Origin of the sequence: Isoptericola jiangsuensis, assembly GCF_002563715.1 — a bacterium.
Lineage (GTDB): Bacteria > Actinomycetota > Actinomycetes > Actinomycetales > Cellulomonadaceae > Isoptericola > Isoptericola jiangsuensis.
On the sequence record NZ_PDJJ01000001.1, the window covers coordinates 183,818 to 205,302 of the forward strand.

25 protein-coding genes and 1 riboswitch are annotated in these 21,485 nt (G+C 73.5%); of the genes, 18 read left to right on the plus strand and 7 right to left on the minus strand.

The annotated features are described in order from the left end of the window. Positions 1 to 8 precede the first annotated feature (8 nt). From ATJ88_RS00810 to ATJ88_RS00825, 4 genes are all read left to right on the plus strand, one after another. A complete protein-coding gene (locus ATJ88_RS00810) occupies positions 9 to 1,031 on the plus strand; it encodes an RDD family protein (RefSeq protein ID WP_170023471.1) in 1,023 nt (340 codons plus the stop codon). A gap of 60 nt (positions 1,032 to 1,091) precedes the next feature. Next, positions 1,092 to 1,775, plus strand: coding sequence for a phosphatase PAP2 family protein (locus ATJ88_RS00815; protein ID WP_098462032.1), 684 nt, complete (start codon positions 1,092 to 1,094; stop codon positions 1,773 to 1,775). After that, positions 1,776 to 2,489 (plus strand): phosphatase PAP2 family protein, encoded by a 714-nt coding sequence (locus ATJ88_RS00820; RefSeq protein WP_098462034.1) that lies wholly within the window; start codon positions 1,776 to 1,778, stop codon positions 2,487 to 2,489. It abuts the gene before it with no gap. A 90-nt stretch (positions 2,490 to 2,579) separates the two neighbouring features. Then, positions 2,580 to 4,169 carry a catalase gene (locus tag ATJ88_RS00825; protein ID WP_098462035.1) on the plus strand — a complete coding sequence of 530 codons (1,590 nt, stop codon included), beginning with the start codon at positions 2,580 to 2,582 and terminating at the stop codon, positions 4,167 to 4,169. A gap of 65 nt (positions 4,170 to 4,234) precedes the next feature. Here ATJ88_RS00825 and ATJ88_RS00830 read toward each other — a convergent pair whose 3' ends face one another. Then, the gene (locus tag ATJ88_RS00830; RefSeq protein WP_098462037.1) at positions 4,235 to 4,447 is read right to left on the minus strand and encodes a PspC domain-containing protein; all 213 of its coding nucleotides are present in this window, start codon (positions 4,445 to 4,447) and stop codon (positions 4,235 to 4,237) included. Between the two features lie 86 nt (positions 4,448 to 4,533). Further along, entirely contained in the window at positions 4,534 to 5,220 is a 687-nt protein-coding gene (locus ATJ88_RS00835) for a DedA family protein (RefSeq protein WP_098462038.1), read from the minus strand. A 93-nt stretch (positions 5,221 to 5,313) separates the two neighbouring features. Between ATJ88_RS00835 and ATJ88_RS00840 the strand changes: the two genes are divergently transcribed. The 13 genes from ATJ88_RS00840 to ATJ88_RS00895 all read left to right on the plus strand — a co-directional run bounded on the left by ATJ88_RS00840 (position 5,314) and on the right by ATJ88_RS00895 (position 13,494). Further along, positions 5,314 to 5,967, plus strand: coding sequence for a GyrI-like domain-containing protein (locus ATJ88_RS00840; protein ID WP_098462040.1), 654 nt, complete (start codon positions 5,314 to 5,316; stop codon positions 5,965 to 5,967). Between the two features lie 68 nt (positions 5,968 to 6,035). Then, positions 6,036 to 6,101: riboswitch (guanidine-III (ykkC-III) riboswitch) on the plus strand. Positions 6,102 to 6,117: 16 nt separating this feature from the next. Then, positions 6,118 to 6,432 (plus strand): DMT family transporter, encoded by a 315-nt coding sequence (locus ATJ88_RS00845; RefSeq protein ID WP_098465029.1) that lies wholly within the window; start codon positions 6,118 to 6,120, stop codon positions 6,430 to 6,432. Between the two features lie 2 nt (positions 6,433 to 6,434). Continuing rightward, positions 6,435 to 6,791, plus strand: coding sequence for a DMT family transporter (locus ATJ88_RS00850; RefSeq protein WP_098462041.1), 357 nt, complete (start codon positions 6,435 to 6,437; stop codon positions 6,789 to 6,791). Between the two features lie 9 nt (positions 6,792 to 6,800). Beyond that, positions 6,801 to 7,343 (plus strand): GNAT family N-acetyltransferase, encoded by a 543-nt coding sequence (locus tag ATJ88_RS00855; protein WP_245852033.1) that lies wholly within the window; start codon positions 6,801 to 6,803, stop codon positions 7,341 to 7,343. 21 nt (positions 7,344 to 7,364) lie between these two features. After that, on the plus strand, positions 7,365 to 7,631 hold the full coding sequence (locus tag ATJ88_RS18220) for a hypothetical protein (protein WP_170023472.1): 267 nt from the start codon (positions 7,365 to 7,367) through the stop codon (positions 7,629 to 7,631). Further along, complete coding sequence (locus ATJ88_RS18225; protein WP_170023473.1) at positions 7,628 to 8,101, plus strand: type II toxin-antitoxin system VapC family toxin; 474 nt, start codon at positions 7,628 to 7,630, stop codon at positions 8,099 to 8,101. The genes ATJ88_RS18220 and ATJ88_RS18225 overlap by 4 nt, the downstream gene beginning before the upstream one ends. A gap of 152 nt (positions 8,102 to 8,253) precedes the next feature. Then, positions 8,254 to 8,574, plus strand: coding sequence for a DUF4235 domain-containing protein (locus ATJ88_RS00865; RefSeq protein ID WP_245852034.1), 321 nt, complete (start codon positions 8,254 to 8,256; stop codon positions 8,572 to 8,574). A gap of 76 nt (positions 8,575 to 8,650) precedes the next feature. Then, a complete protein-coding gene (locus tag ATJ88_RS00870) occupies positions 8,651 to 10,108 on the plus strand; it encodes an MDR family MFS transporter (RefSeq protein ID WP_245852035.1) in 1,458 nt (485 codons plus the stop codon). Between the two features lie 96 nt (positions 10,109 to 10,204). Continuing rightward, positions 10,205 to 11,812 (plus strand): Ig-like domain repeat protein, encoded by a 1,608-nt coding sequence (locus ATJ88_RS00875; protein ID WP_141538582.1) that lies wholly within the window; start codon positions 10,205 to 10,207, stop codon positions 11,810 to 11,812. 34 nt (positions 11,813 to 11,846) lie between these two features. Next, entirely contained in the window at positions 11,847 to 12,086 is a 240-nt protein-coding gene (locus ATJ88_RS00880; protein WP_098462046.1) for a hypothetical protein, read from the plus strand. Between the two features lie 67 nt (positions 12,087 to 12,153). After that, positions 12,154 to 12,642: a nitroreductase family deazaflavin-dependent oxidoreductase gene (locus tag ATJ88_RS00885; protein ID WP_211287432.1), complete on the plus strand. Its 489-nt coding sequence runs from the start codon at positions 12,154 to 12,156 to the stop codon at positions 12,640 to 12,642. 71 nt (positions 12,643 to 12,713) lie between these two features. Then, positions 12,714 to 13,028, plus strand: a complete 315-nt coding sequence (locus ATJ88_RS00890; RefSeq protein ID WP_098462047.1) for an STAS domain-containing protein — start codon at positions 12,714 to 12,716, stop codon at positions 13,026 to 13,028. Positions 13,029 to 13,044: 16 nt separating this feature from the next. Continuing rightward, positions 13,045 to 13,494 carry an ATP-binding protein gene (locus ATJ88_RS00895; RefSeq protein WP_098462049.1) on the plus strand — a complete coding sequence of 150 codons (450 nt, stop codon included), beginning with the start codon at positions 13,045 to 13,047 and terminating at the stop codon, positions 13,492 to 13,494. 19 nt (positions 13,495 to 13,513) lie between these two features. Here the strand turns inward: ATJ88_RS00895 and ATJ88_RS00900 are convergent, their stop codons facing one another. Then, positions 13,514 to 15,772 (minus strand): SpoIIE family protein phosphatase, encoded by a 2,259-nt coding sequence (locus ATJ88_RS00900; RefSeq protein ID WP_098462050.1) that lies wholly within the window; start codon positions 15,770 to 15,772, stop codon positions 13,514 to 13,516. A 79-nt stretch (positions 15,773 to 15,851) separates the two neighbouring features. On the opposite strand from ATJ88_RS00900, the gene ATJ88_RS00905 reads away from it, so the two are divergent. Continuing rightward, the gene (locus ATJ88_RS00905; protein ID WP_098462052.1) at positions 15,852 to 16,259 is read left to right on the plus strand and encodes a VOC family protein; all 408 of its coding nucleotides are present in this window, start codon (positions 15,852 to 15,854) and stop codon (positions 16,257 to 16,259) included. A 96-nt stretch (positions 16,260 to 16,355) separates the two neighbouring features. Here the strand turns inward: ATJ88_RS00905 and ATJ88_RS00910 are convergent, their stop codons facing one another. The 4 genes from ATJ88_RS00910 to ATJ88_RS00925 form a co-directional block, all read right to left on the minus strand. Further along, positions 16,356 to 18,698 carry an arylsulfatase gene (locus ATJ88_RS00910; protein WP_098462053.1) on the minus strand — a complete coding sequence of 781 codons (2,343 nt, stop codon included), beginning with the start codon at positions 18,696 to 18,698 and terminating at the stop codon, positions 16,356 to 16,358. Then, on the minus strand, positions 18,695 to 19,738 hold the full coding sequence (locus ATJ88_RS00915; RefSeq protein WP_098462055.1) for an ABC transporter substrate-binding protein: 1,044 nt from the start codon (positions 19,736 to 19,738) through the stop codon (positions 18,695 to 18,697). Before ATJ88_RS00915 ends, ATJ88_RS00910 begins: the two co-directional genes overlap by 4 nt. Positions 19,739 to 19,811: 73 nt before the next feature. Beyond that, complete coding sequence (locus ATJ88_RS00920) at positions 19,812 to 20,570, minus strand: ABC transporter ATP-binding protein (RefSeq protein WP_098462056.1); 759 nt, start codon at positions 20,568 to 20,570, stop codon at positions 19,812 to 19,814. After that, positions 20,543 to 21,451 carry an ABC transporter permease gene (locus tag ATJ88_RS00925; protein ID WP_098462058.1) on the minus strand — a complete coding sequence of 303 codons (909 nt, stop codon included), beginning with the start codon at positions 21,449 to 21,451 and terminating at the stop codon, positions 20,543 to 20,545. The genes ATJ88_RS00920 and ATJ88_RS00925 overlap by 28 nt, the downstream gene beginning before the upstream one ends. Positions 21,452 to 21,485: the final 34 nt, after the last annotated feature.

Below are 21,485 nucleotides of genomic sequence, written 5' to 3' on the forward strand. Positions count from 1 at the left end.
AGTGGCGGATGACCTCCACGGACGGGCGCGGCACGGTGGACACCCGCCCCGTCTGGTTCGCCACCGGCGCGTCCCTGGGCCTGGCGACGCTGCCCGTGTGGGGCGAGAGCCCGGACGACGTGCGGCCCGAGCACGCGGTGTGGTGGACGGGCGGCACGCTGCTCGTCCTCGCCGTCCTCCAGGCGTGCACCGGCATGACGCCGGGCAAGCGGGCCGTCGGGATCGCCGTCGTCGACGCCCGGTCCCACCGGCCGATCGGCCTCGCGGGCACCCTGCTGCGCTGGTTCGCGCACTTCCTCGACGCGATCCTCATGCTCGGCTACCTGCGCGCCGCCTGGCACCACGAGGGCCGCACGTGGGCCGACTCCCTGCTCGGCACCGTGGTCGTCCGCTCCACCCGCCCGCACCCGCACCCCCTGGTCGCGTGGGTCCGACGCGTCGCCCCCCGCCTGCGGTGGCCGTCGTGGATCACCAGCACGGCGGCCCTGGCCGGGTGCGCCCTCGCCGCGGCGGCGTGCCTCGTGACCGGCGGCGGGGTCGACCGGACCGAACCCGTGCCCACCTCCTGCCGCGGCGACGGGCCCCTCGCCGCCACCACGATCGTCGAGACGACCCAGACGCAGCCCTGGGAGTCGCGGCTGGGCGTGCGCCGGGACGGGGAGCCGACGACCCAGGTCGTGGCCGGCTGGACGACCGGCCTCGGCCTCGACGACGAGGCCGGTCCCGAGGCCGGTCCCGAGGTCGGTCCCGTCGTCGTCTCGCTCGAGCTGCGCTCGTCCGACGGGTACACGCTGAGCTCCGTGGCGGACGACCGCACCGGCGAGCTCACCGGTGACGTCCCCGCCGGCGGCGACACCTACCTCATGTCCACGCTGCCCGCGCAGGTCGGCGGCACGGCCGCCGTCGAGGTGCCGGGCGACCCCGCCGGATGGACCGCCCGCACCGTCCTCGCCGACGCCACCGACGGCCGCGCGCTCGCCGAGTGCACCGTCCCGCTGCCCGACCCCGGCCCGGTGCTCGACCCGTGGTGAGCGCCACAGAGCGGACATCTCGCCGCGCGCGGGCGCGAGGTTGCCGCTAGCGTCCCGGGGATGCCGAGCCGAGCGACCCGTACCCGCACCCAGGCCCTGACCCGGGCCGTCGCCTGGGGCCTGGCCGGGTTCGTGCCGTTCCTCGTCCTCGCGTGGCTGGTCCGCACCAACGGCGCCCTGCACGACGCCGACCAGGCCGTGGTGGACGCCGCCGTCGCCGTCACCGTCGCGCACCCTGCGCTGCACACCTTCTGGTCGGCCTGGTCCGCGATCACGCAGCCCGGGCTCGTCATCGCCGCCGGCGCCCTGCTGGCGCTGTGGACCTGGCGCCGGCACGGTCTCGCGTCCCGGTCCCTGTGGGCCGTCGTCACCCTCGCGGTGTCCTGGGGGCTCGTGCAGCTCGCCAAGCTGCTCGTGGCGCGCGTGCGCCCGCTCGTCGACGACGCCCTGCTCGACGCGCCCGGCTACAGCTTCCCGTCCGGGCACGCGACGTCCGCCGCGACCGCCGCCGTCACCCTCACCCTCCTGGTCTGGCCGCTGCTCGGCCGCCGCGGACGGGTCGTGGTGCCGGTCGTCGCGACCCTGTTCGCCCTGCTCACCTGCGCCGACCGCATCTTCCTCGGCGTGCACTTCCCGACCGACGTCGTCGCCGGCCTGCTCCTCGGCACCGTCGTGTCGGTCTCGTCCTATCTCGGCTACCGCGGGTGGAACCCCTCCACCGGCACCGCAGCACCGGAGGCCTGAATGCACACGTTCGTCCACCGTTACGAGCTCGACGAGAGCCGACCCAGCGGCAGGCAGTTCGGCCGCGACCTGGCGCTGCGCGCGCTGCTCCCGGCCGCCGCCCTGTGGTGCCTGATCGTCGGGCTCGGGTTCCTCATCGTCGAACCCCTGGGCGACCTGCCCGCCGGCGACGGCATCGAGGGCTGGTTCGCCGAGCGTCGCACCCCCGTCATGAACACCGTCACCGAATGGGTCGGCCACCTGGGGATGACGGAGTTCGTCATCGGCGCGACCGCGCTCACCGTCATCCTGGTGTGGTGGCGCACCCGCCAGTGGTGGTTCGCCGTCGTGCCGGCGCTCGCGGTGTCCCTGCAGGCGCTGATCTTCCTCACGTCGTCCCTGGTCGTGGGGCGCGAGCGCCCGGACGTCGAGAAGCTGGACGACGCCCCGCCGACGTCGAGCTTCCCCAGCGGGCACACGGGGGCGTCGGCCGCCCTGTGGTTCACGCTCGCGATGCTGGCGCAGCGGATCGAGAACCGTGCGCTGCGCGTGACGCTGACGACGGTGTGCCTGGTGATCCCGTTCGCGGTCGGCACGTCGCGTCTGTACCGGGGGATGCACGGCCCGGCGGACGTGACGGCGGGCCTGCTCAACGGTGCGGTCTGCGTGGTGCTCGCGTGGGGCTACCTGCGCCGGGACGCCCGGCATGGCGCCGCGGCGGCCCGCACCGACTGAGCCTCTTCGTTGCCCCGGTCGCTGATCGCGGCCGGGCGACGCAGACTGACAAGGTTCTCGACCACCGATCCACGAGGAGGAGAGGGAACGATGACCGACATCCCCCAGCCCGACGACGGCACGTCGGTGAAGGCGAACCCGTCGCCCGAGTCGCAGCAGGGTTCCACGACGGACACCGGTGCACCCGCGGAGAGCGACCGCAACAGCCTCACGCTCGGCGCGGACGGCCCGATCCTGCTGCACGACGTCCACTTCCTCAACCAGATGGCGCACTTCAACCGGGAGCGCGTCCCCGAGCGCAACGTGCACGCGAAGGGCTCGGGCGCGTTCGGCGTCTTCGAGACCACCGAGGACGTGTCCGCGTACACGAAGGCCGGCCTGTTCCAGCCGGGCACCCGCACCGAGATGCTGGCCCGCTTCTCCACGGTCGCCGGCGAGCAGGGCTCGCCCGACACGTGGCGCGACCCCCGCGGCTTCGCGCTGAAGTTCTACACCGACGAGGGCAACTACGACCTCGTCGGCAACAACACCCCCGTGTTCTTCATCCGGGACACGATGAAGTTCCCGCACTTCATCCGCAGCCAGAAGCGGCGCGGCGGCAACGGCCTGCGCGACAACACCATGCAGTGGGACTTCTGGACGCTCAACCCGGAGTCCGCGCACCAGGTCACCTACCTCATGGGCGACCGCGGCATCCCGCGGACCTACCGGCACATGAACGGGTACGGCTCGCACACCTACCTGTGGGTCAACGCCGCCGGGGAGAAGTTCTGGGTCAAGTACCACTTCCACTCCGACCAGGGGGTGGAGGGGCTCACCGACGCCGACGCCACCCGCATCGCGGGCGAGGACGCCGACTTCCACCGTCGTGACCTGTCCGAGGCGATCGACCGCGGCGAGTTCCCGTCGTGGACCCTGTCGGTGCAGGTCATGCCCTACGAGGACGCGAAGGTCTACCACACCAACCCGTTCGACCTGACGAAGATCTGGTCGCACCGCGACTACCCCCTGATCAAGGTCGGCACGATGACCCTGAACAGGAACCCGGAGAACTTCTTCGCGCAGGTCGAGCAGGCGGCGTTCGAGCCGTCCGCGCTGGTGCCCGGCATCGGGTTCAGCCCCGACAAGATGCTGCTCGGGCGCGCGTTCGCCTACGCGGACACGCACCGGCACCGCATCGGGGCGAACTACCTCCAGCTCCCCGTCAACCGCCCCCGCGTCGAGACGAACACGTACACCCAGGACGGGCCGATGGCGTACGACCACCGCGGCGACGACCCGGTGTACGCGCCCAACTCGTTCGGGCGGGGCTACGCCGACTCCACCGGCGTCGTCGACACCTGCTGGGAGACCGACGGCGAGATGGTGCGCCAGGCGTACACGCTGCGGGAGCGGGACGACGACTTCTCCCAGGCCGGGACCCTCGTGCGCGACGTGTGGGACGACGGGCAGCGCGCCGCGTTCGTCAAGACCGTCGCCGGGCACCTGCTCGGCGGGGTGACGGGCGACGTCCTCGAGCGGGCGTTCGCCTACTGGAAGGCCGTCGACGCCGACACCGGCAAGCAGATCGAGGACCTGGTCCGCGGCGAGGCGGACCTCGGTGCACCGGGCGCCCAGCCGGGCGAGGCGAAGGCGGACGCGTCCGAGCCGATCGTCGAGTCGGACACGCACGCCGGCTGAGCACGACCGCGACGCACGGGCCTGCGGGACACCGCCGGCCCGTGCGTCGCCGAGCCCTCACCGTGTCAGGCGAAGGCCTTGCGCTGGTCGGGCATGAGGACCCAGAGGACCACGTAGGCGAGGACCTGCGGGCCGGGGATCAGCACGGACAACGCCGTCAGGACCCGCACCGTGGTGCGGCTCCAGCCGAAGTGGTCCGCGATCCCGGCGCACACGCCGCCGATGACGCGGCCCTGGACGGGGCGGTACAGCTTGCGGGTCTGCGAGGTGTCGCTCATGCCTCCACGCTACGGACGGCGGCGACGCGGCCGGTATCCGGCAACACCCCGGTCCGACCCTGGTCGCACCGGCGACGACGTGGGGGTCAGTCCCGCGGTCCGGGCGCGGTGCGACGCTCCTGGCGACGACGCCGCAGGCGGACGACGACGAACCACACCACCAGCAGCGCGAGGACCACGACGACGGCGTTCGACAGGATGCCCGACCACTGCTCCAGGACGGGCTTGATCGCCGGCCCGAACGCGAACCCGAGGCCCACCCACACCGCGTTCCACACGCCGGACCCGATGGTCGTGTACAGCGTGAACGACCAGAACGGCATCCGCTCGATGCCCGCCGGGATCGACACGAAGCTGCGCACCAGCGGCACGCACCGGCCGACCAGCACCGCGACGCGCCCCCACCTCGCGAAGAACGCCTCCGCCTTGTCGAAGTCCTCGCCGTCCATGAGGGGGATGGCCTCGACGAGCCCGCGCGTCCGGTCGCGGCCCAGCAGCCGCCCCAGGTACCACCACACCCACGCCCCGACGACGGAACCGAGCGTCGCCGCGACGACCGCCCACCAGGCGCTCATGCGGCCCTCGTAGGCGAGGAACCCGGCCGCGGGGAGCACGGCCTCCGACGGGATGGGCGGCACGAAGTTCTCCACCAGCACCGCGATGCCGACCCCCACCTCGCCCAGGGTCTCCATGAGGCTCAGCACCCAGCCGATGAACCCGTCGTACCCCTCCTGGGGGTGCGTCGCGGCAGGCAGCAGGCGGGTCAGGCTCATCGGTCTCCGTCCGGTCGGTGTCGGGTCCCAGCATCACACGGGGCCGCCCGCCGGACCGGGACGTCGCGGGCGGCGCCGGGTAGCGTCGGACACATGGCCGACGACGCCACCGACCCGCCCGTCCTCGCGCACCCGAAGGTCGACCTGAAGAGGCTGCACGGCGTGCTCTACGCCCCGCCGCGGGGGCGGTTCGTCGAGGTCGACGTGCCGCCCCTGACCTACCTCGCCGTCGACGGAGAGGGCGACCCCAACACGGCGACCGCGTACGCCCGGGCCGTGGAGGCCCTGTACGGCTTGTCGTACGCCGTGAAGTTCGCGAGCAAGAAGAAGCTCGGACGTGACTACGTCGTCGCGCCCCTCGAAGGCCTGTGGACGGCCGACGACCCCGGCACGTTCGTGCGGCGCGAGAAGGACGCGTGGCGGTGGACGATGCTGATCCTCCAGCCCGACTGGGTCGGCGCCGACCTCGTCGCCGACGTCACCGCGCAGGTCCGCGCCGCCAAGGACCTGCCCGCCCTCGACCTCGTCGAGCGTCGCACGATCACCGAGGGGCGCAGCGTGCAGATCCTGCACGTGGGGTCGTACGACGCCGAGGGGCCGGTGCTCGCCGAGCTCCACGACCGTTACCTGCCCGACCACGGGCTGACGTTCGCCGGCCCCCACCACGAGGTCTACCTGGGCGACCCGCGCCGCACCGCCCCTGACCGCCTGCGCACGATCCTGCGGCAGCCCGTCCGCCCCGCCTGACCAGGCCCGACGCCGGGTGGTGACGGTTCTGACATCGACCCCGGCGCCCCGCGTGGGTACCGTGGTGCCCGGAACCCGACGAAGGGTTCGCGGACGAGGGAGCTGTACCCGCACCACGACAAGACGGCCACGAAAGAGGTGCGTCTCGTCATGGCCTGGACCGTCCTGATCGTCTCGGGTGTGCTGGAGGCCGTGTGGGCCGCCGCGCTCTCCGCCTCCGAGGGCTTCCGCAAGCCCCGACCCACCGTCCTGTTCGCCGTCGCGCTCGTCGCGTCGATGGCGGGGCTCGCGTGGGCGATGACCGACCTGCCCACCGGCACCGCGTACGCCGTGTGGGTCGGGATCGGCGCCACCCTCACCGTGGTGTGGGGGTTCGTCACCGGGCAGGACCGCCCGAACGTGGCCCGCGTCCTGCTGCTCGTCCTGCTCGTCGGCTCGGTCGTGGGCCTCAAGGCGGTGAGCTGACCATGGCTTGGCTGATCCTGCTGCTCAGCGCCGTCGCGGAGGCCGTGTGGGCCACCGCGCTCGGCGCGTCCGAGGGCTTCTCCGTCCTCGGCCCCAGCATCGTGTTCTTCGTCTTCCTCGGCATCTCCATGGCCGGTCTCGGCTGGGCCGTGCGCCACATCCCGCTGGGCACCGCCTACGCCGTGTGGGTGGGCGTCGGCGCCGCCCTCACCGTGTCGTACGCGATGGCCACCGGCGAGGAGTCCCTCTCCGTCTTCAAGGTGGTGTTCCTCGTCGGCATCGTCGGGGCCGTCGTCGGCCTCAAGCTCGTCCCGCACGACACCCCGACCACAGCGGAAGGCACCCCCTACCGCGGCTAGGGTGCCGCCATGACGCTGCTGCGCAAGGCCGTGAAGTCCGACGCCGAGGCCTGCGGCCGGGTGCAGCACGCCTCCTGGGTGGAGACGTACACCGGGCTGGCGAGCGACGACTTCTGGGAGCGCGCGACACCCGCACGCTGCGTCACCGTCTGGGAGGGCTGGCTCGACGACGGGCTGGACGCCACGGTCGCGGAGATCGACGGCGAGGTCATCGGCTTCGCGTTCGCCCGCCCGGCCGTCGACGCCCGGCACCCGCCCGTGCGGGACGTCGAGCTGCAGACCCTGTACGTCCTCGCCGCGCACCACGGCACCGGCGTCGGGCAGGCGCTGCTCGACGCCGTCCTCCCCGACGGAGCACCGCGCAGCTCTGGGTCGCCGCCCGGAACCCTCGGGCCATCAGGTTCTACGAGCGCCACGGGTTCGTCGCGGACGGCGCCACCGACGACGGCGCGACGTTCGGCGGCATCGCCGCGATCCGCCTGGTCCGGTAGCGACATCGGAGAGTCCACGAGCGTCGTGCTCGACCTCGGAGCGAGGTGTTGCACCGCTTGACCATGGTGCAACACTGGTGTCATGCCCACGACCCTGCACCGTCATCAGGTGACCGAGACCGAGGAGGTGCACGCCGCCCTGGAGGTGGCGCGCACCGTGTGGCCGGACGACCCGCCCGCCAAGCTGCTGACGCGTCTCGCGCTGGTGGGTGCCGATCGGCTGACGTCGGACCCGACCACGCGCGGCGAGGTCCGACGCAGGGCGCTGGCCGAGCTGCGCGCGGCGCATCCGTGGCCGCAGGGCTCGGGGTGGCTGGAGGCGATGCGGGAACAGGACTGGGCCGAGTGACGGCGATCAGCGGGCCGGTCGTCGTCGACGCCAACGTCTTGATAGCGCTTCTGGACCCCGCGCACGTTCACCACGAGGCCGTGCAGCGGACTCTGGACCACATCACGCCCTCGGTCGAGATCGACACCGAGGCCGAGACTCAGCGGACGGTGATCGCGTACATCCATCCGCTCAACATGGCGGAAGTGCTGCGCGGGTTCCCCCCGGAGTCGCGGCACTCGGTGCTGGAGATGGTCGAGAGCCCCCTGGTGGGCATCGTGTCCAAGCCGATCCGTGACGCGCGCTCCGAAGCCATGCTGCTGGCGGACCACGCCAGCAGTGGGCGCGTGCGGATGCCGGACGCGTGTGTCCTGGCACTGGCGACCGTGTTCGACGTGCCGTTGCTGACGGCAGACAAGCGCCTGGCCGCCGCTGCCCGAGCCTCGGGGGGTTTGCAGGTGCTCGACCTGATGAGCCCGGAGCAGCCCTGACGCCCAGCAGGCCTCGGCGGCCGGCCGGGAGGGGCCGTGGCGGGTGCGACGGGCTGGCCGTCGTTCGACGTCACGTCGACGCGGGCACCCCATGTTCGACGCGGGGGAGTCTTCGGGGCGCGGACCGCGCCCGGACGTCCTAGCGTCGGGACATGACCGAGTACGAGATGAGCGGCGGTCGCGTCCAGAAGTCCGGGGGCAAGGCCGCGAAGATCCTGTACCAGCCGGTCGGCATCGCGAGCTCGATCGTCGCGGGCGTGGTCGCCGGGCAGGTGTTCAAGCAGGTCTACAAGAGGGTCGCGCCCAAGCACCCCGACGACGCCCCGGGTCCGCTGCAGTCGGAGTACCCGCTGTGGGAGGTGCTCGTCGCGGCGACCGTCCAGGGCGTGATCTTCTCCGTGACGAAGGCGCTCGTGGCGCGGGGCGGTGCGCGGGCGTTCGAGAAGCTGACGGGGGACTGGCCGGGCGACTGAGCCTCCGCCGCCCTGACCTGCGGCGTCGGCCCCGCCGCCCGGGAATGCGGGACGGGTGTGGCGGCTTGTCACGGTCGTGCCGCCGACCACCGCCGTCGGGCTGCGCTCCGAGCGCGGCCCGATCCTGCTCTCGCTCATGCTCGCGACCTCGCTGGTCGCGCTGGACGCCACCATCATCGCGACGGCGTCCGCGACGATCGCCACGAGCCTGGGCTCGTTCGAGCAGGTGCCCTGGCTGTTCACGTCGTACCTGCTGGCGGCCGCGCTCAGCACCCCGCTCGCCGGGCGGCTGTCCGACGTCCTCGGGCGCAAGCGGCTCATCCTCGCCGGCATCGGCCTGTTCCTCGCCGGGTCGGTCCTGTGCGGCGCCGCCTGGTCGATGACGGCGATGATCGTCGGGCGGGTCCTCCAGGGGCTCGGCTCCGGCGCGGTCATGCCGGTGTCCCAGACCATCGCCGCGGACATCTACACCCTGGAGGAACGAGCCCGCACGCAGGGCTACCTCGCGTCCGTGTGGGCGGTGTCGTCCGTCGTCGGGCCCGCCCTCGGCGGCGTGTTCTCCGAGTTCGTCGGCTGGCGGTGGATCTTCTGGATCAACCTGCCGCTCTGCGTGCTCGCCGGGTGGATGATCGTGCGCCGCTACCACGAGGCGCCCCGCACGGGTGAGCGGGAACCCATCGACTACGTCGGGGCGGTGCTGCTCAGCGGCGCCAGCGTCCTGCTCCTCCTCGGCCTGCTGGAGGGCGGCATCTCCTGGGCGTGGGCGTCCCCCGCGTCCGTCGGGGTGCTGGGCGGCGCGGTCGTGCTGGCCGCGCTGTTCGTCCGGCACGCCCTGCGCACCCCCCACCCCGTGCTCGACCTGCGGCTGCTGAGCGGCCGCCTCGTCGGCGTCGCCAGCGCGATCTCGCTGGTGGTCGGCGTCATCGTCCTCGGCCTGTCCACGTACGTGCCCATCTACGCGCAGGGCGTGCTCGGGCACGGGCCGCTGCTCGCCGGGTTCGCGCTCGCCGCGATGACGGTGGGCTGGCCGCTCGCCGCATCCAACTCCGGGCGGCTGTTCCTGCGCGTCGGGTTCCGGCTCACCGCCCTCACCGGGTCCACGGTGGTGCTCGTCGGGACGACGCTCATGCTGCTGCTCGGGCCGGCCACCTCGCTGCCCGTCGTCGCCGCCACCACGTTCCTCGTGGGGCTCGGCATGGGGCTCACCGCCGTGCCGCCCCTCATCGCCGCCCAGTCCGCCGCCACCCACGCCACACGAGGAGCCGTCACCGGCATGAACGGGTTCGCCCGCTCCCTCGGGTCCGCCGTCGGCGTCGCCGTGTGCGGCGTGGTCGTCAGCACGCACACCGCCCACGTCGACGGCACGCCGAGCGCCACCGACCTCATGCCCGCCCTGCACCTCGTCTTCTGGTTCGTCGCGGCCTCCGCCGTCGTGCTCGTGGCGCTCGCCGCGCTGCTGCCCGTCGACCGGCAGGCAGCCCGCGACCGGCGTGCCGCCGCCGCGGAGGCGGCCGTCGGCCGACCCGCCGAGTGAACGTCGGGTGAATCCTCGGCCCACGACGCCCGATCCGTCACCGAAGGTCCCGCGTCTTCGCTAGGTTCGCCTGCGGTGACGACGTGAGGAGACCCGTTGACCAGCCCAGACACCATGACCGGCACCCTCGTCCGACCTGACGGCGCAGGAGCCCGGATCGTCGCCGCCACGACCGCCCTCGTGCTCGCCCTGACGGTGCTCGTCGCACCAGGGGCGCGCGCGACCGACGAGGCGGTGGCGACGACGCTCCACGTCACCCAGCCGTACCCCTGGTACGCGACGGCGACCGCGTTCCACGCCCTCGACGTGCAGGTCTCGGCCCAGTCCGGGGAGCAGCCGAGCGGCGGGCGGATCTGGCTCGAGGTGGACGGCGTCCGCCGGAGCCTCACCGCGGAGTCCGGACGGGTCGTCAACAACACCCTGCTCGATGTCGGTGTCCACCCCGTGACGGTGCGTTACGACGCCCCTCCGGGCTACGCGCCGGCCGAGTGGAACGGGACCGTCGAGGTCGTCGACCGGCCGGCGGAGTCGACCCTGACGGCCACCGCGCCGGACGAGGTCGCCTACGGGAGCAGGTCCTGGGTGACGGTGAGCATCGACGTGCCCGGCCACACGTCGGACGGGACGTTCGAGCTCCGCGACGCGGGCACCGGCGACCTGGTCGCGTCCTCCGTCCACGACGACGGCGACGACGGTGGGCTGCTCCGCATCCCGACGAGGGGGCGGACGGGGCACCGGGAGTTCGTCGTCCGGTTCGTCAGCCACGCCACGCAGGCCGAGACGACCGTCTCGACCGAGGTCGCCAAGGCCGTCGAACCGCTGCAGGTGTGGTCGAACAAGCTCGTCGACGGGCGCTGGAGCACCAAGTCCGCCCCCTGGGACGTCGCCGTGTACGTCCCCGGCTGGGACGAGGCCGTGGCCGGCACCGTGTCGCTGTGGGACGGCGGGCGTCGCCTCCGGTCGCAGCACGTGGCCGACATGCGGGACCGCGCGGTCGTCTTCGACCTCGGAGCGGGTGACCTCGCCCCGGGTCGGCACACCGTCGAGGTGCGGCTCACCGGCTCGCCGCTGCTGGCGGACTCCCGCGCGACCCTGGTCGTGGAGGTCACCAGGGACCGGGTCGCCGTGACCTCCTCCGTCGACGGGGACGTGCGCTGGGGGCGGCCCTACTCCCTGGACCTGCAGCTCCGCGACGCCGAGTTCCGGTGGGAGCCCGCGCCCACCGGGACGGTCTCCGTGTACCGCGGCACGACCCGGCTCTGGAGCGGACGGCTCGACACGCACGGCGACGCCGTCGCGAAGATCGGCGGGACGAAGATCCGCCCCGGACGCACGACCCTCCGCGTCGTCTACTCCGGTGACACGCTGTACCGGCCCTCCACCACCTACCGGTCGATCACCGTCCAGAAGGCCCGGACCACGGTGCGCGCCCGCATCGTCGACAGGACGGTCGAGGGGTCGCAACGGGTCAAGGTCAAGGTCCGCGTGTCCTCGCCCTCGAACATCCCGGACGTCGGCACGCTCCACGTGAAGGTCGACGGCAGGACCGTGAAGACGGTGCGGCTCAAGAAGCACCACCAGGGCGCGCGGACCATCACGCTGCCGCGACTGTCTCGTGAGCACCACTGGTTGAAGGTGGTCCTCGCGAAGAGTGCCACGACGAAGTTCGGGACGTCACCCACCCGGTACTTCCAGGTCCGCTAGCATCCTCGCGGCCGAGACGAGAGGAACCTCCCTCGTGCTCGCCCTCACGGTGCTTGTCGCACCCGGTGCGCAGGCGACCGACGACGCCCCGCCTGTGACGATCGCCGTCGTCCAGGACGAGACGTGGTGGGAGGGCGGCGGCGAGCGTGGCCTCGCGGCCACCGCCGTCGGACCAGACGGTGAACCCGTCACCGGCCACGTGACGGCCGTGCTCGTGGCGACGCCGACGACGAAGAGCGCGAGGTCGCAGGACCGGTACTTCGACGCGTCCTGACCCGGTCGCCGGTCGCCGGGGCCTCTCGTAGGGTGGCGAACGGTCAGACCGACGAGGGGAGAGCCCGATGGTCCGATGGTTCCTCAGGGCGGTCGCCGCCGTCGCGGGGCTGGCGCTCGCGGCGTTCGGCGCGCTCGTCGTGGTGATGCGCACGAAGTGGGAGCCGGGGCTGCGGTTCGTGACCCGCCTGCAACGGCGGTACGCGCGCAAGGCCGGGCTGCGCCTGGCGGGCCGTCCGGGTGACGTCGCGGTGGTGGTGCACCACGTGGGGCGCCGGTCGGGGCGGTCGTACGCGACGCCGGTGACGGTGGAGGAGACGTCGGCGGGGCTGCTGGTGACGCTCCCGTACGGGCCGGGGACGGACTGGGCGCGGAACGTGCTGGCGGCGGACCGGGCGGTGCTGACGATCGACGGCGAGTCGGTGGAGGTGACCGCACCGCGCGTCATCGGCCTGGACGAGGCCGCGCCGCTGCTGTCCCCGCGGGAGCGGCGGGTGGCGCGGTTCTTCGGCGCGACGGACTTTTTGCTGCTCCGACCTGCTGATTCATCGGCCTGACGCAAGTTCCGGCAAAATAAGTCCGGTCGTGGCGGTCACGGCGCAGGACGGTGCGGACGGAGCAGTGACGGGTGGACGACGAGGTGACGCACGGCGGGGTCCGCATCGACCCGGACCGGGCACGCTGGACGATGTGGGGCGAGGTCGACGCCGCCGTGCAGACGAGGGTCGCACCCGACCTGGCGACGCACCTGCGCGAGACGGCGGACGAGGCCCTGACGGTGGACCTCACGGAGGTCACGTTCCTCGACTCGGGCGGCCTGCGCCTGCTGTACGACGCGGCCTCCGCGAAGCCGACGCCGCCGGTGCTGGTGGGGACGCCTCCGAAGGTGCTCGACCTGCTGAGGCTCAGCGGTGTGGATACGCTGTTCGTCCTGCAGGGCTGACGGGAAGGACGTGATCATGGCTCCACGACTCGCCACCGCGCCTGCGCCTGCGGACTTCGCCGAGGTGCGGTCCTGGCCGTTGCTGACCTTGGAGGACCTGGCGGTGCTGCGCGCCGACCTGGTGGCCTCCCTCCCTCCGTCGCCGGGCGGACGGCCCAGCCTGGAGGAGATCCCGGAGTCGGTGCTGCTGGTCGCGAGCGAGCTCGCGACGAACGCGTTGCAGCACGGTGAGGGTCCGGTGCTGGTGCGGCTCGCCGCACGGACGGACGAGTTCCTGCTGGACGTGCAGGACCGCACGCCCGCCGTGGCTCCCCGCATCGACCAGGGCAGCACCCGGGGCGGCGGCGGGTTCGGCATGCAGCTGGTCGTCAAGCTGGCCGACGAGGTCGGCTGGTACACGACGCAGGACTCGAAGCACGTGTGGGCCCGGTTCCGGGTGCGGACAAAGGCCCCCGCCGCAGTGTGAGCGTGAACGGCCCGCCGCCTCAGGGCGGCGGGTCGCGCCGGACGACGACGACGGTCGCGTCGTCCGCCGACGACGGCGCGCGGACCTGCGCGACGAGCGTCGCGGGGTCGACGGACCGGGCTGCGGCAACCCGCAGCCGGTCGAGGGAGTCGACGATGGACTCGTCCCGTCGCTCCACCAGCCCGTCGCTGAACAGCACGACGGCGCCGCCCGGCGCGACGTGCACCGTGCCGGAGCGGCCGCCGCGCCGCCCGACGCCGAGCGGGGGCTCCCCGAGGACGTCGGCGACGCGGGCCCCGTCGGGGCCCACCACGACGGGCGGCGGGTGCCCCGCGGTCACGTAGGTGACGTCGGCGGAGCCGGGCTCGACGGCGGCCAGGACGAGGGTCGCGGCCTGCCCGGGCAGGGTGGTGCGCAGCAGGTGGTCGACGCGGCCGACGGCCTCGACGATGTCGCCGCCCGCGAGGAGCAGGGCGCGCAGCGCGTTGCGGAGCTGGCCCATGGTGGCGGCGGCGCCGAGCCCGTGCCCGGACACGTCGCCGACGCTGACGACGACGCGGCCGTCGTCGAGGGCGAGCGCGTCGTACCAGTCGCCGCCGGCGAGCCCGCCGCCGGACGGCTCGTAGCGGGCCTCGACGGTCCAGCCGTCGACCTGGGGCAGGGACGTGGGCAGGAGGCTGCGCTGCAGCACGGTCGCGGCGCGGATGTCGCGGCGCCCGCGCAGCAGCAGGCCCTCGCCGAGGTAGGAGCGCAGGGACGTCGCGACGTCGACCTGCTCCTGGATCCAGGGTTCGCTGGTGCCGCGCACGACCTCCCGCCAGCGGTCGAACGACTTGCGGGGGGACAGGCGCACCGTGTCGCCCTCGCGGCGGGCGATGGCCTTGTTGTGCGGGTCGCCGCCCCAGTCGACGGTCTGGAGGACCTCGGCGCGCAGCCACAGGACGGACGCGCCGCCCGGCACCCGGGCCGCGAGCAGGCCGGCGACGCCGGGCACGATCTCGGCGAGCGCGGGATGGTCGGCGGCGAGCCGGTCCGTGGCCAGCACCTCGACGCCGAGCGCCGCGACGGCGCGGGCGAGCCGCAGGCAGGTCTCGTCGTCGGGCGTGGTGCCCTGGTGGGCGGTCCGGCCCTCGGCACCGACGAACACGCCGTCGGCGGGCACCAGGTCGAGGAGCCCGGGTTCCCCGGTGAGCGCGGTGACGAGGGGGACGTCGTCGTCGCGGGTGCCCGCGACGAGACTGGCGAGGACGCCCGCGGACCGGCGCGCGGCCGACGCCCGGTCGTCCTCCGCCTGCGTGACGAGCCGCACCGACAGCACGGAGCCGAGGAACTCCGCGGCGGTGCGTGCCGCGTACGACGGGGCGTGCGCGCCGGAGTAGTGGTGGCACGCGATGAGGCCCCAGAGCCGGCCGTCGCGCAGCAGCGAGATCGACATGGACGCGCCGACGCCCATGTTCTGCAGGTACTCGACGTGGATGGGGGACACGCTGCGCAGCGTGCCGTACGTGAGGTCGAGCGGCTGCCCGGTGACGGGGTCGTCGGTGGGCACGATCGGCACCGGCGTGTAGCCGATGTCGGAGATGAGCCGGATCCAGTTCTTCTCGTACAGGGCGCGGGCCTGCGGCGGGATGTCCGACGCCGGGTAGTGCAGGCCGAGGAACGCGTTGAGGTCGGCGCGCTTCGCCTCGGCGACGACCTCCCCGTTGTAGTCGGCGTCGAAGTGGTACAGCATCACGCGGTCGAACCCGGTGAGCTCGCGGACGCGACGCACGGCGACGTCGTACAGCTCGGTCATGGAGGTGGCGCGGTCGAGCTCACCGAGGGCGTCGCGGACCGGTTCGTACGTGGAGGTGTACGTGAGGGACGCGTGCCCGGAGAACGGTTCGAGCTCGACGACGAGCACCGGGGGCCGGTCGGCGGAGTCACCGGGCGCGTGGTGGAGCATCGCCTCGAACCGGGCGGGCTCCCCGTGCACGGGGATCTCGATCTCGAGCGGGTTGCGCAGGCGCGGGTCGCCGCCGGCGGCGACGTGGTCGAGCACGGTGCGGGCGGCGTCGGCGCCCACGACGGCGTCCAGGGTGGCGCCGAGCGCGTCGTCGACGGTGACGCCCAGCACGTCGGCGAGGTTCGCCGAGCACTGCGTGACGACGGTGTCGTCGGTGCGCAGCGCCAGCAGCACGCCCCGGGGCTGCACGAGCCCCGGGATGTGGATGGGCTCGCGCGCGCAGTTGTCCAGGTCGACGGCCTCGCCGGGCGCGAGGAACGCCTGCTCCGCCATCAGGCCCTCCTGGTCGTGGGTGCGATCGGTGAAGAATAACGTTTCGACCCCGGGATCTGCCTGTCGTTACGGTGTCACGGTGACGACGAGCGAACAGGTCAGGCGGGTCCGGCAAGTGCAGGTCACGTTCGACTGCGCGGACCCGGTGCGGGTCGCGCGGTTCTGGTGCGCGACGCTCGGGTACGACCCGACGCTGCCGGACGAGGACGACGGCGCGTGGGCCGTGGCCGAGGACCCGACGGGCGCCGGTCCGCGCCTCTACTTCCAGCGTGTCCCGGAGGGGAAGGTCGTCAAGAACCGCGTGCACCTCGACGTGCGCGCCGGGACCGGCCTCGTGGGGGACGAGCGGGTCGCCGTCCTGGAGGCCGAGGGCGCGCGGCTCGTGGCGCTCGGCGCGACACGGCTGCACATCCTCCTCGCCGACGACGAGAACGAGTCCTGCCTCGTCATGCAGGACGTCGAGGGCAACGAGTTCTGCCTCGACTGACCCCGGCCCCGCCCGGGCACGTCGCGGCCGGGCCCGCACCGCGACGACGCCCCGCAGGGCGTGGCTCGGCACGGACCCGGCACGCGGGACCGCCGCTCAGTCGTAGAACTCGGCGACGTCCTCCTCGACGCGGGCGACGAGCTCCGGGTCGTAGGCCGCGTGCTCGCCCGGCGTGAACGTGACGCCGGTCAGGCGTCCGGTGAACCGGAACGACCCGTGCCGCTGCGAGAGGTCCCAGTGGACGGGGCCGCCGCGGTTGACGCCGACGTCGATGCCGCTGAACGGCGCCATGCCGAGCAGCATCGTGACGTCGGCGAGCCCGCCGCGCGGCTCGCCGTCGACGCTCACGTCGATGCGCCACCGGAAGTCCGGCAGCCACGTGAACGCGGCGTGCACGGTGCCGGTGGCGAACCCACCGAGCGCGGCGTCGTGGAGGCGTCCGTACTCGTTGTACGCGAGGTGCAGCTCGCCGTCCTCGACGTACAGCGCGTAGCCGCCGCCCTGGTCGCCGTGCGCGACGAGGAACCCGTCGCCGGGCGCGGTGACCTCCGCGTCCACGGTGAACGACCGCAGCGACGTCAGCTTCGACGACCGGTACCGCTCGAGGCGCCGGGTGCGGCGGAGCAGCCGCACGGGCCGTTCCAGCGCCTGCTCGGCCGGTCGCCGCCCGGGCGCGAACGCGGCGCCGAGGGGGAACACGGTGTTGCGCCACGCGGCGTCGCGCCACGCCTCGGCGAGCTCGGCGACGCGCTCCGGCTCCTTCTCGGCGAGGTCGACGAGCTCGTTCGGGTCGGCGTCCACGTGGTAGAGCTCCCACTGCGGCTCGGTGAGCGACCGGCCGCGGGTGTGCAGGGACACCAGCTTCCAGCCGTCCCGGTAGTAGCCGCGCGACCCGCCGAACTCCGCGTACTGCTCGGGGTGGGTGGACGCCGCCCCGCCGTCGGCCAGCACGGGGCGCAGGGACACCCCGTCGACCTCCTGCGTGGGGCGGCCGTGCCGTTCGGCCAGGGGTTCCACCCCGACGAGGTCGAGGATCGTCGGCGTGAGGTCGGTGACGTACTGGTACTGGTGGCGCAGCCCGTCGTCGTCGGCGTCGCGCGGGAGCCCGGCCGGCCACGACACGAACAGCGGCACCCGCACGCCGCCGGCGTGGGTCTGTCCCTTGTAGAACCGGAACGGCGTGTTGGAGACCTGCCCCCAGCCGCGCGGGTAGTGGACCATCGTGCGGGGGCCGCCGATGAGGTCGGGGTCGCGGTCGACGTCCGCCTCCCAGTCCTGCGGCAGGCCGGCGATGTGCACGAACCGCGAGAAGTAGGAGCGCGTGCCCTCGGGGCCGCCCTCGGACGTGCCGCCGTTGTCCGAGGTGAACACGACGATCGTGTCGTCCAGCTCGCCGAGGTCGTCGACCACCTGGAGCAGGCGCCCCAGGTTCTCGTCGACGTTCGCCACCATCGCGGCGTACACCTCCATGTACCGGGCGTACAGGTCACGCGTCCGGGCGTCGAGCGCGTCCCAGGCCGGGACGTCGAAGCCGGGCTCCGTGGCCGACGGCGGCAGCGGCGTGTCGGGCGGGAACAGCCCGAGGTCGAGCTGGCGGGCGTGCCGGGCCCGGCGTACCTCGTCCCAGCCGTCGTCGTACCGGCCCCGCTGCGCGGCGATGTCCGCGGGCTTCGCGCCGAGCGGCCCGTGCATCGCGTGGTGCGCGAAGTACAGGAAGAACGGCTTGTCCGGCTCCTGGGCGCGCAGCGTCGCGAGCTGCGCGATCGCGTCGTCGGTGAGGTCGTCGGTCAGGTAGTAGTCGGCGGGCCAGTCGTCGGTGTCGACGGGCGTGTTGTCCCGCACGAGCTGGTTGGGGTGGAAGAACGAGTTGCAGCCCTCCAGCGTCCCGTAGAAGTGGTCGAACCCGCGCTGCAGCGGCCACGACGCCTTGTCCGCGCCGTCGTGCATGAGCGCGTCCCGCGTGAGGTGCCACTTGCCGAACGCGTACGTCGCGTAGCCCGCGGCCCGCAGCGACTCCGGCAGGGTCGCGACGTCCTGGTCGATCTCCAGGCGCAGGTTCGGGAACCCGGGGTCGGAGTTCGCGACGGACGCGAACCCGGCCCGGTGCGGGTTCAGGCCCGTCATCAGGGCGGCCCGCGCCGGGGAGCAGACGGGCGTCGTGTGGTAGTTCGTCAAGCGGTAGCCGCGGTCCGCCAGCGCGGACAGCGCGGGGGTCGCGATCTCCGAGCCGAACGGCGCGACGTCGGAGTAGCCCATGTCGTCGAGGATGACGACGATGACGTTCGGCGCGCCGGCCCGGGCGCCCCGCGGACGCGGCCACGCGCGGGTGGAGTCGGCGACCGTCTCGCCGATGCGGCCCGGGAACCGCTCGTAGCCGCGCGCGCCCGCGGGGACGTCGGGGTGCTGGGCGGGGTGCTCCTGAGAGTGCTGCGTGCTCACTGGTCGCCTCCGGTCAGCTGGTCGTCGTAGCGGTCGTCGTACTCGGTGGACACGTCGAGCGGCTCGGCGATGAGGCCGAGCGCCGTGTAGACGTCGGCCTGCTCCTGCTGCTTCGCCACCACGTCGTCGTCGATCGGCACCCAGCCGGAGCCGCGACGCTCCTGCGCGGCGAGCGCGACGGGCTCCGGCAGGCCGGTGAGCTGCGACGTCGTCGCCGCCCAGTCGGCGGCGTGGTCCACCGTCCAGTCGTAGGAGCGGCCCAGGCGCGCCAGGTAGTCGCCGATGGCGTCGGCCTTCGCGGGGTCGGCCAGCGCCGCCTCCGTCGCGACGACGTACGAGTAGCCGGTGGTGAAGCCCTCCCCGTCGCCGATGGTCACGGCCCCGTTCGCCTTGAGCTGCTGGAGCGTGGGGTCGAGGGACGCGACCGCGTCGACGTCGCCCTTCGCGAGCGCCGCGGCGGCGTCCGGCAGCGGCAGCTCGACGGGGGTGATGTCGTCGTACGAGAGGCCCTCGGCCTCCAACGCCCGCACCACCGTGTACTGGAGGATCGTCGCGGGCTGCACGGCGACCTTCTTCCCGGCGAGGTCGGCCACCGACGCGATGCCGGAGCCCGGGTTCGCGACGATCTCGACGAACGACTCGCCCTCAGCCAGGGTGTCCTGCACCGCGACGACCTTGACCGGGATGTCGCCGACCTGCGCGAAGATCGACGGCGTGTCGGCCATGACCGTCAGGTCGACGGCGCCCGACGGCACCGCCTCCATGAACGCCGGGCCGTTGCCGAACAGGGAGTACTCGACCTCGTAGCCGAGGTCGTCGCCCTCGCCGGCGGAGTCGAGGAGCGTCTCCTGCGTGATGGCGGTGCCGAGCTCGCCGACCCGCAGGACGACGTCGTCGCCCGCGGCGTCGGTGGCGGCGGAGTCGCCGCCGCAGGCGGCCAGGGCGAGGACGGCGGCGGACGTGGCGACGGCGGCGGCCGCGGCGCGTCCGGTGCGTGCGGGACGGGCGGGTGCGGGGCGGGACAGGCGTGTTCGGGGCATGACGGAGGAACCCTTCTCTCGGGCAGGACGTGTTGGTCGGGGTGGGGCGGGGGCCGCGGACGGCCGGCGGGGGCTAGTGGTCGTCGTCGCCCACGCCGAGCTCGGTGAGCAGGCGGGAGCGCAGGGCGGTGAACCCGGGGTCGGAGCGGCGGCCGGTCGTGGGCAGGTCGACCTGCTCGTCGAGGGAGAGCCGGCCGTCGGTGAGGACGATGACGCGGTCGGCGAGCAGCACGGCCTCGTCGACGTCGTGGGTGACGAGCAGGACGGCGGGCGAGTGCCGGGACACCAGCTCGCGCAGCAGGCGGTGCATGCGGATCCGGGTGAGGGCGTCGAGCGCGCCGAACGGTTCGTCCATGAGGAGCAGCTCGGGGTCGCGGGCCAGCGCGCGTGCCAGGGCGACGCGCTGCTGCTCGCCCCCGGACAGGGTCTTGGGCCACGCCCGTGCGTGGTCGGCGAGCCCGACCTCGGCGAGCAGCGCTTCGCCGCGGGCGCGGCCGGCGGCGTCCTTGAGCCCGAGCAGCACGTTGGGCAGCACGCGCGCCCACGGCAGCAGCCGGGAGTCCTGGAACGCCACCGCGCGCCGGGTCGGGACGGCGAGGTGGCCGTCGTGCTCGGTGTCGAGCTGGGCGAGGATCCGCAGCATCGTCGACTTGCCGGAGCCGGACCGGCCCAGCAGGGCGACGAACTCGCCGCGCCGGATCTGGAGCGTGACGTCGTGCAGCACGCCGCGGCCGTCGAAGGTGCGGGCGACGCCGCGGGCGTCCACGACGACGGGTGCGTCGGTGCCGGGCGGGACGGTGGTGCTCAGCGTGCCTGCAGTCGGGGTGCCCATCCGAGCGCCTTCCTCTCGAGGGTGCGGACCAGGACGTCGGAGACGAGACCCAGCAGGGCGTAGACGACGAGGCCGACGATGATGACGTCGGTGCGGGCCACGGTGCGGGCCTGCGTCATGAGGTAGCCGATGCCGGCGGTCGCGTTGATCTGCTCGGCGACGACGAGGACGAGCCACGAGATCGACGTGGCGAACCGCAGGCCGGTGAGGAACCCGGGCAGGGCGCCGGGCAGGACGACCCGCCGGACGAGCGCCCACCGGGACAGGTCGACGGTCTGCGCGAGCTCGACGAACCGGACGTCGACGGCGCGGATCGCGGCGTGCGTGTTGATGTACACGGGGAACGTGACCGCGAGGGCGACCAGCAGGATCTTGGTGGGCTCGCCGATGCCGAACCACACGATGACGAGCGGCTGGAGCGCGAGAATCGGCATGGCGCGCAGCATCTGCACGTTGGAGTCGACCAGGAGCTCGCCGGTGCGGCTGAGGCCGGTGAACAGCGCGAGCAGGACGCCGACGGTGACGCCGATGACGAGGCCGGTGCCCGCGCGCCCGAGGGAGACGAGCAGGTTCTCGCCGAGGACGCCGGAGGAGACGAGGTCGGCGCCGGTGGCCAGGACGGTGCCGGGCGACGGCAGCAGGAGCGGGGACACCCACTCCAGGGCGGTGGCGACCCACCACAGCAGCAGGACGAGCAGGGGTCCGGCGACGCGGCCGGCGACGGCCCGGACGCGCCGCCCCCGGTCGGGGCGGCGCGGGGGCGTGGTGAACCGGTCGTCGACGCCGACGCGCAGGGACTCGTCAGGGGGGACCGCGCGGAGCGCGGACACCCGGGTGGGCGGGGTGCGGGTGCCGGCGGGGGTGCCGGGGGGTGCCGTCATGGGTGGCCTCTCGCGGTGCTGCTCGGACGTTCCC

What these genes read in the sequence shown, in the direction of transcription:
- ATJ88_RS00835 (WP_098462038.1), bottom strand. Translation starts at nt 5,220, where the DNA reads ATGAGCCTGACCCGCCTGCTGCCTGCCGCGACGCACCCCCAGGAGGGG.
- ATJ88_RS00900 (WP_098462050.1), bottom strand. Translation starts at nt 15,772, where the DNA reads ATGGCGGAGCAGGCGTTCCTCGCGCCCGGCGAGGCCGTCGACCTGGAC.
- ATJ88_RS00840 (WP_098462040.1), top strand. Translation starts at nt 5,314, where the DNA reads ATGGCCGACGACGCCACCGACCCGCCCGTCCTCGCGCACCCGAAGGTC.
- ATJ88_RS00915 (WP_098462055.1), bottom strand. Translation starts at nt 19,738, where the DNA reads ATGCCCCGAACACGCCTGTCCCGCCCCGCACCCGCCCGTCCCGCACGC.
- ATJ88_RS00865 (WP_245852034.1), top strand. Translation starts at nt 8,254, where the DNA reads ATGACCGAGTACGAGATGAGCGGCGGTCGCGTCCAGAAGTCCGGGGGC.
- ATJ88_RS00820 (WP_098462034.1), top strand. Translation starts at nt 1,776, where the DNA reads ATGCACACGTTCGTCCACCGTTACGAGCTCGACGAGAGCCGACCCAGC.
- ATJ88_RS00850 (WP_098462041.1), top strand. Translation starts at nt 6,435, where the DNA reads ATGGCTTGGCTGATCCTGCTGCTCAGCGCCGTCGCGGAGGCCGTGTGG.
- ATJ88_RS00920 (WP_098462056.1), bottom strand. Translation starts at nt 20,570, where the DNA reads ATGGGCACCCCGACTGCAGGCACGCTGAGCACCACCGTCCCGCCCGGC.
- ATJ88_RS00810 (WP_170023471.1), top strand. Translation starts at nt 9, where the DNA reads ATGACCTCCACGGACGGGCGCGGCACGGTGGACACCCGCCCCGTCTGG.
- ATJ88_RS00925 (WP_098462058.1), bottom strand. Translation starts at nt 21,451, where the DNA reads ATGACGGCACCCCCCGGCACCCCCGCCGGCACCCGCACCCCGCCCACC.
- ATJ88_RS00830 (WP_098462037.1), bottom strand. Translation starts at nt 4,447, where the DNA reads ATGAGCGACACCTCGCAGACCCGCAAGCTGTACCGCCCCGTCCAGGGC.
- ATJ88_RS00885 (WP_211287432.1), top strand. Translation starts at nt 12,154, where the DNA reads ATGGTCCGATGGTTCCTCAGGGCGGTCGCCGCCGTCGCGGGGCTGGCG.
- ATJ88_RS00815 (WP_098462032.1), top strand. Translation starts at nt 1,092, where the DNA reads ATGCCGAGCCGAGCGACCCGTACCCGCACCCAGGCCCTGACCCGGGCC.
- ATJ88_RS00895 (WP_098462049.1), top strand. Translation starts at nt 13,045, where the DNA reads ATGGCTCCACGACTCGCCACCGCGCCTGCGCCTGCGGACTTCGCCGAG.
- ATJ88_RS18220 (WP_170023472.1), top strand. Translation starts at nt 7,365, where the DNA reads ATGCCCACGACCCTGCACCGTCATCAGGTGACCGAGACCGAGGAGGTG.
- ATJ88_RS00855 (WP_245852033.1), top strand. Translation starts at nt 6,801, where the DNA reads ATGACGCTGCTGCGCAAGGCCGTGAAGTCCGACGCCGAGGCCTGCGGC.
- ATJ88_RS00825 (WP_098462035.1), top strand. Translation starts at nt 2,580, where the DNA reads ATGACCGACATCCCCCAGCCCGACGACGGCACGTCGGTGAAGGCGAAC.
- ATJ88_RS00845 (WP_098465029.1), top strand. Translation starts at nt 6,118, where the DNA reads ATGGCCTGGACCGTCCTGATCGTCTCGGGTGTGCTGGAGGCCGTGTGG.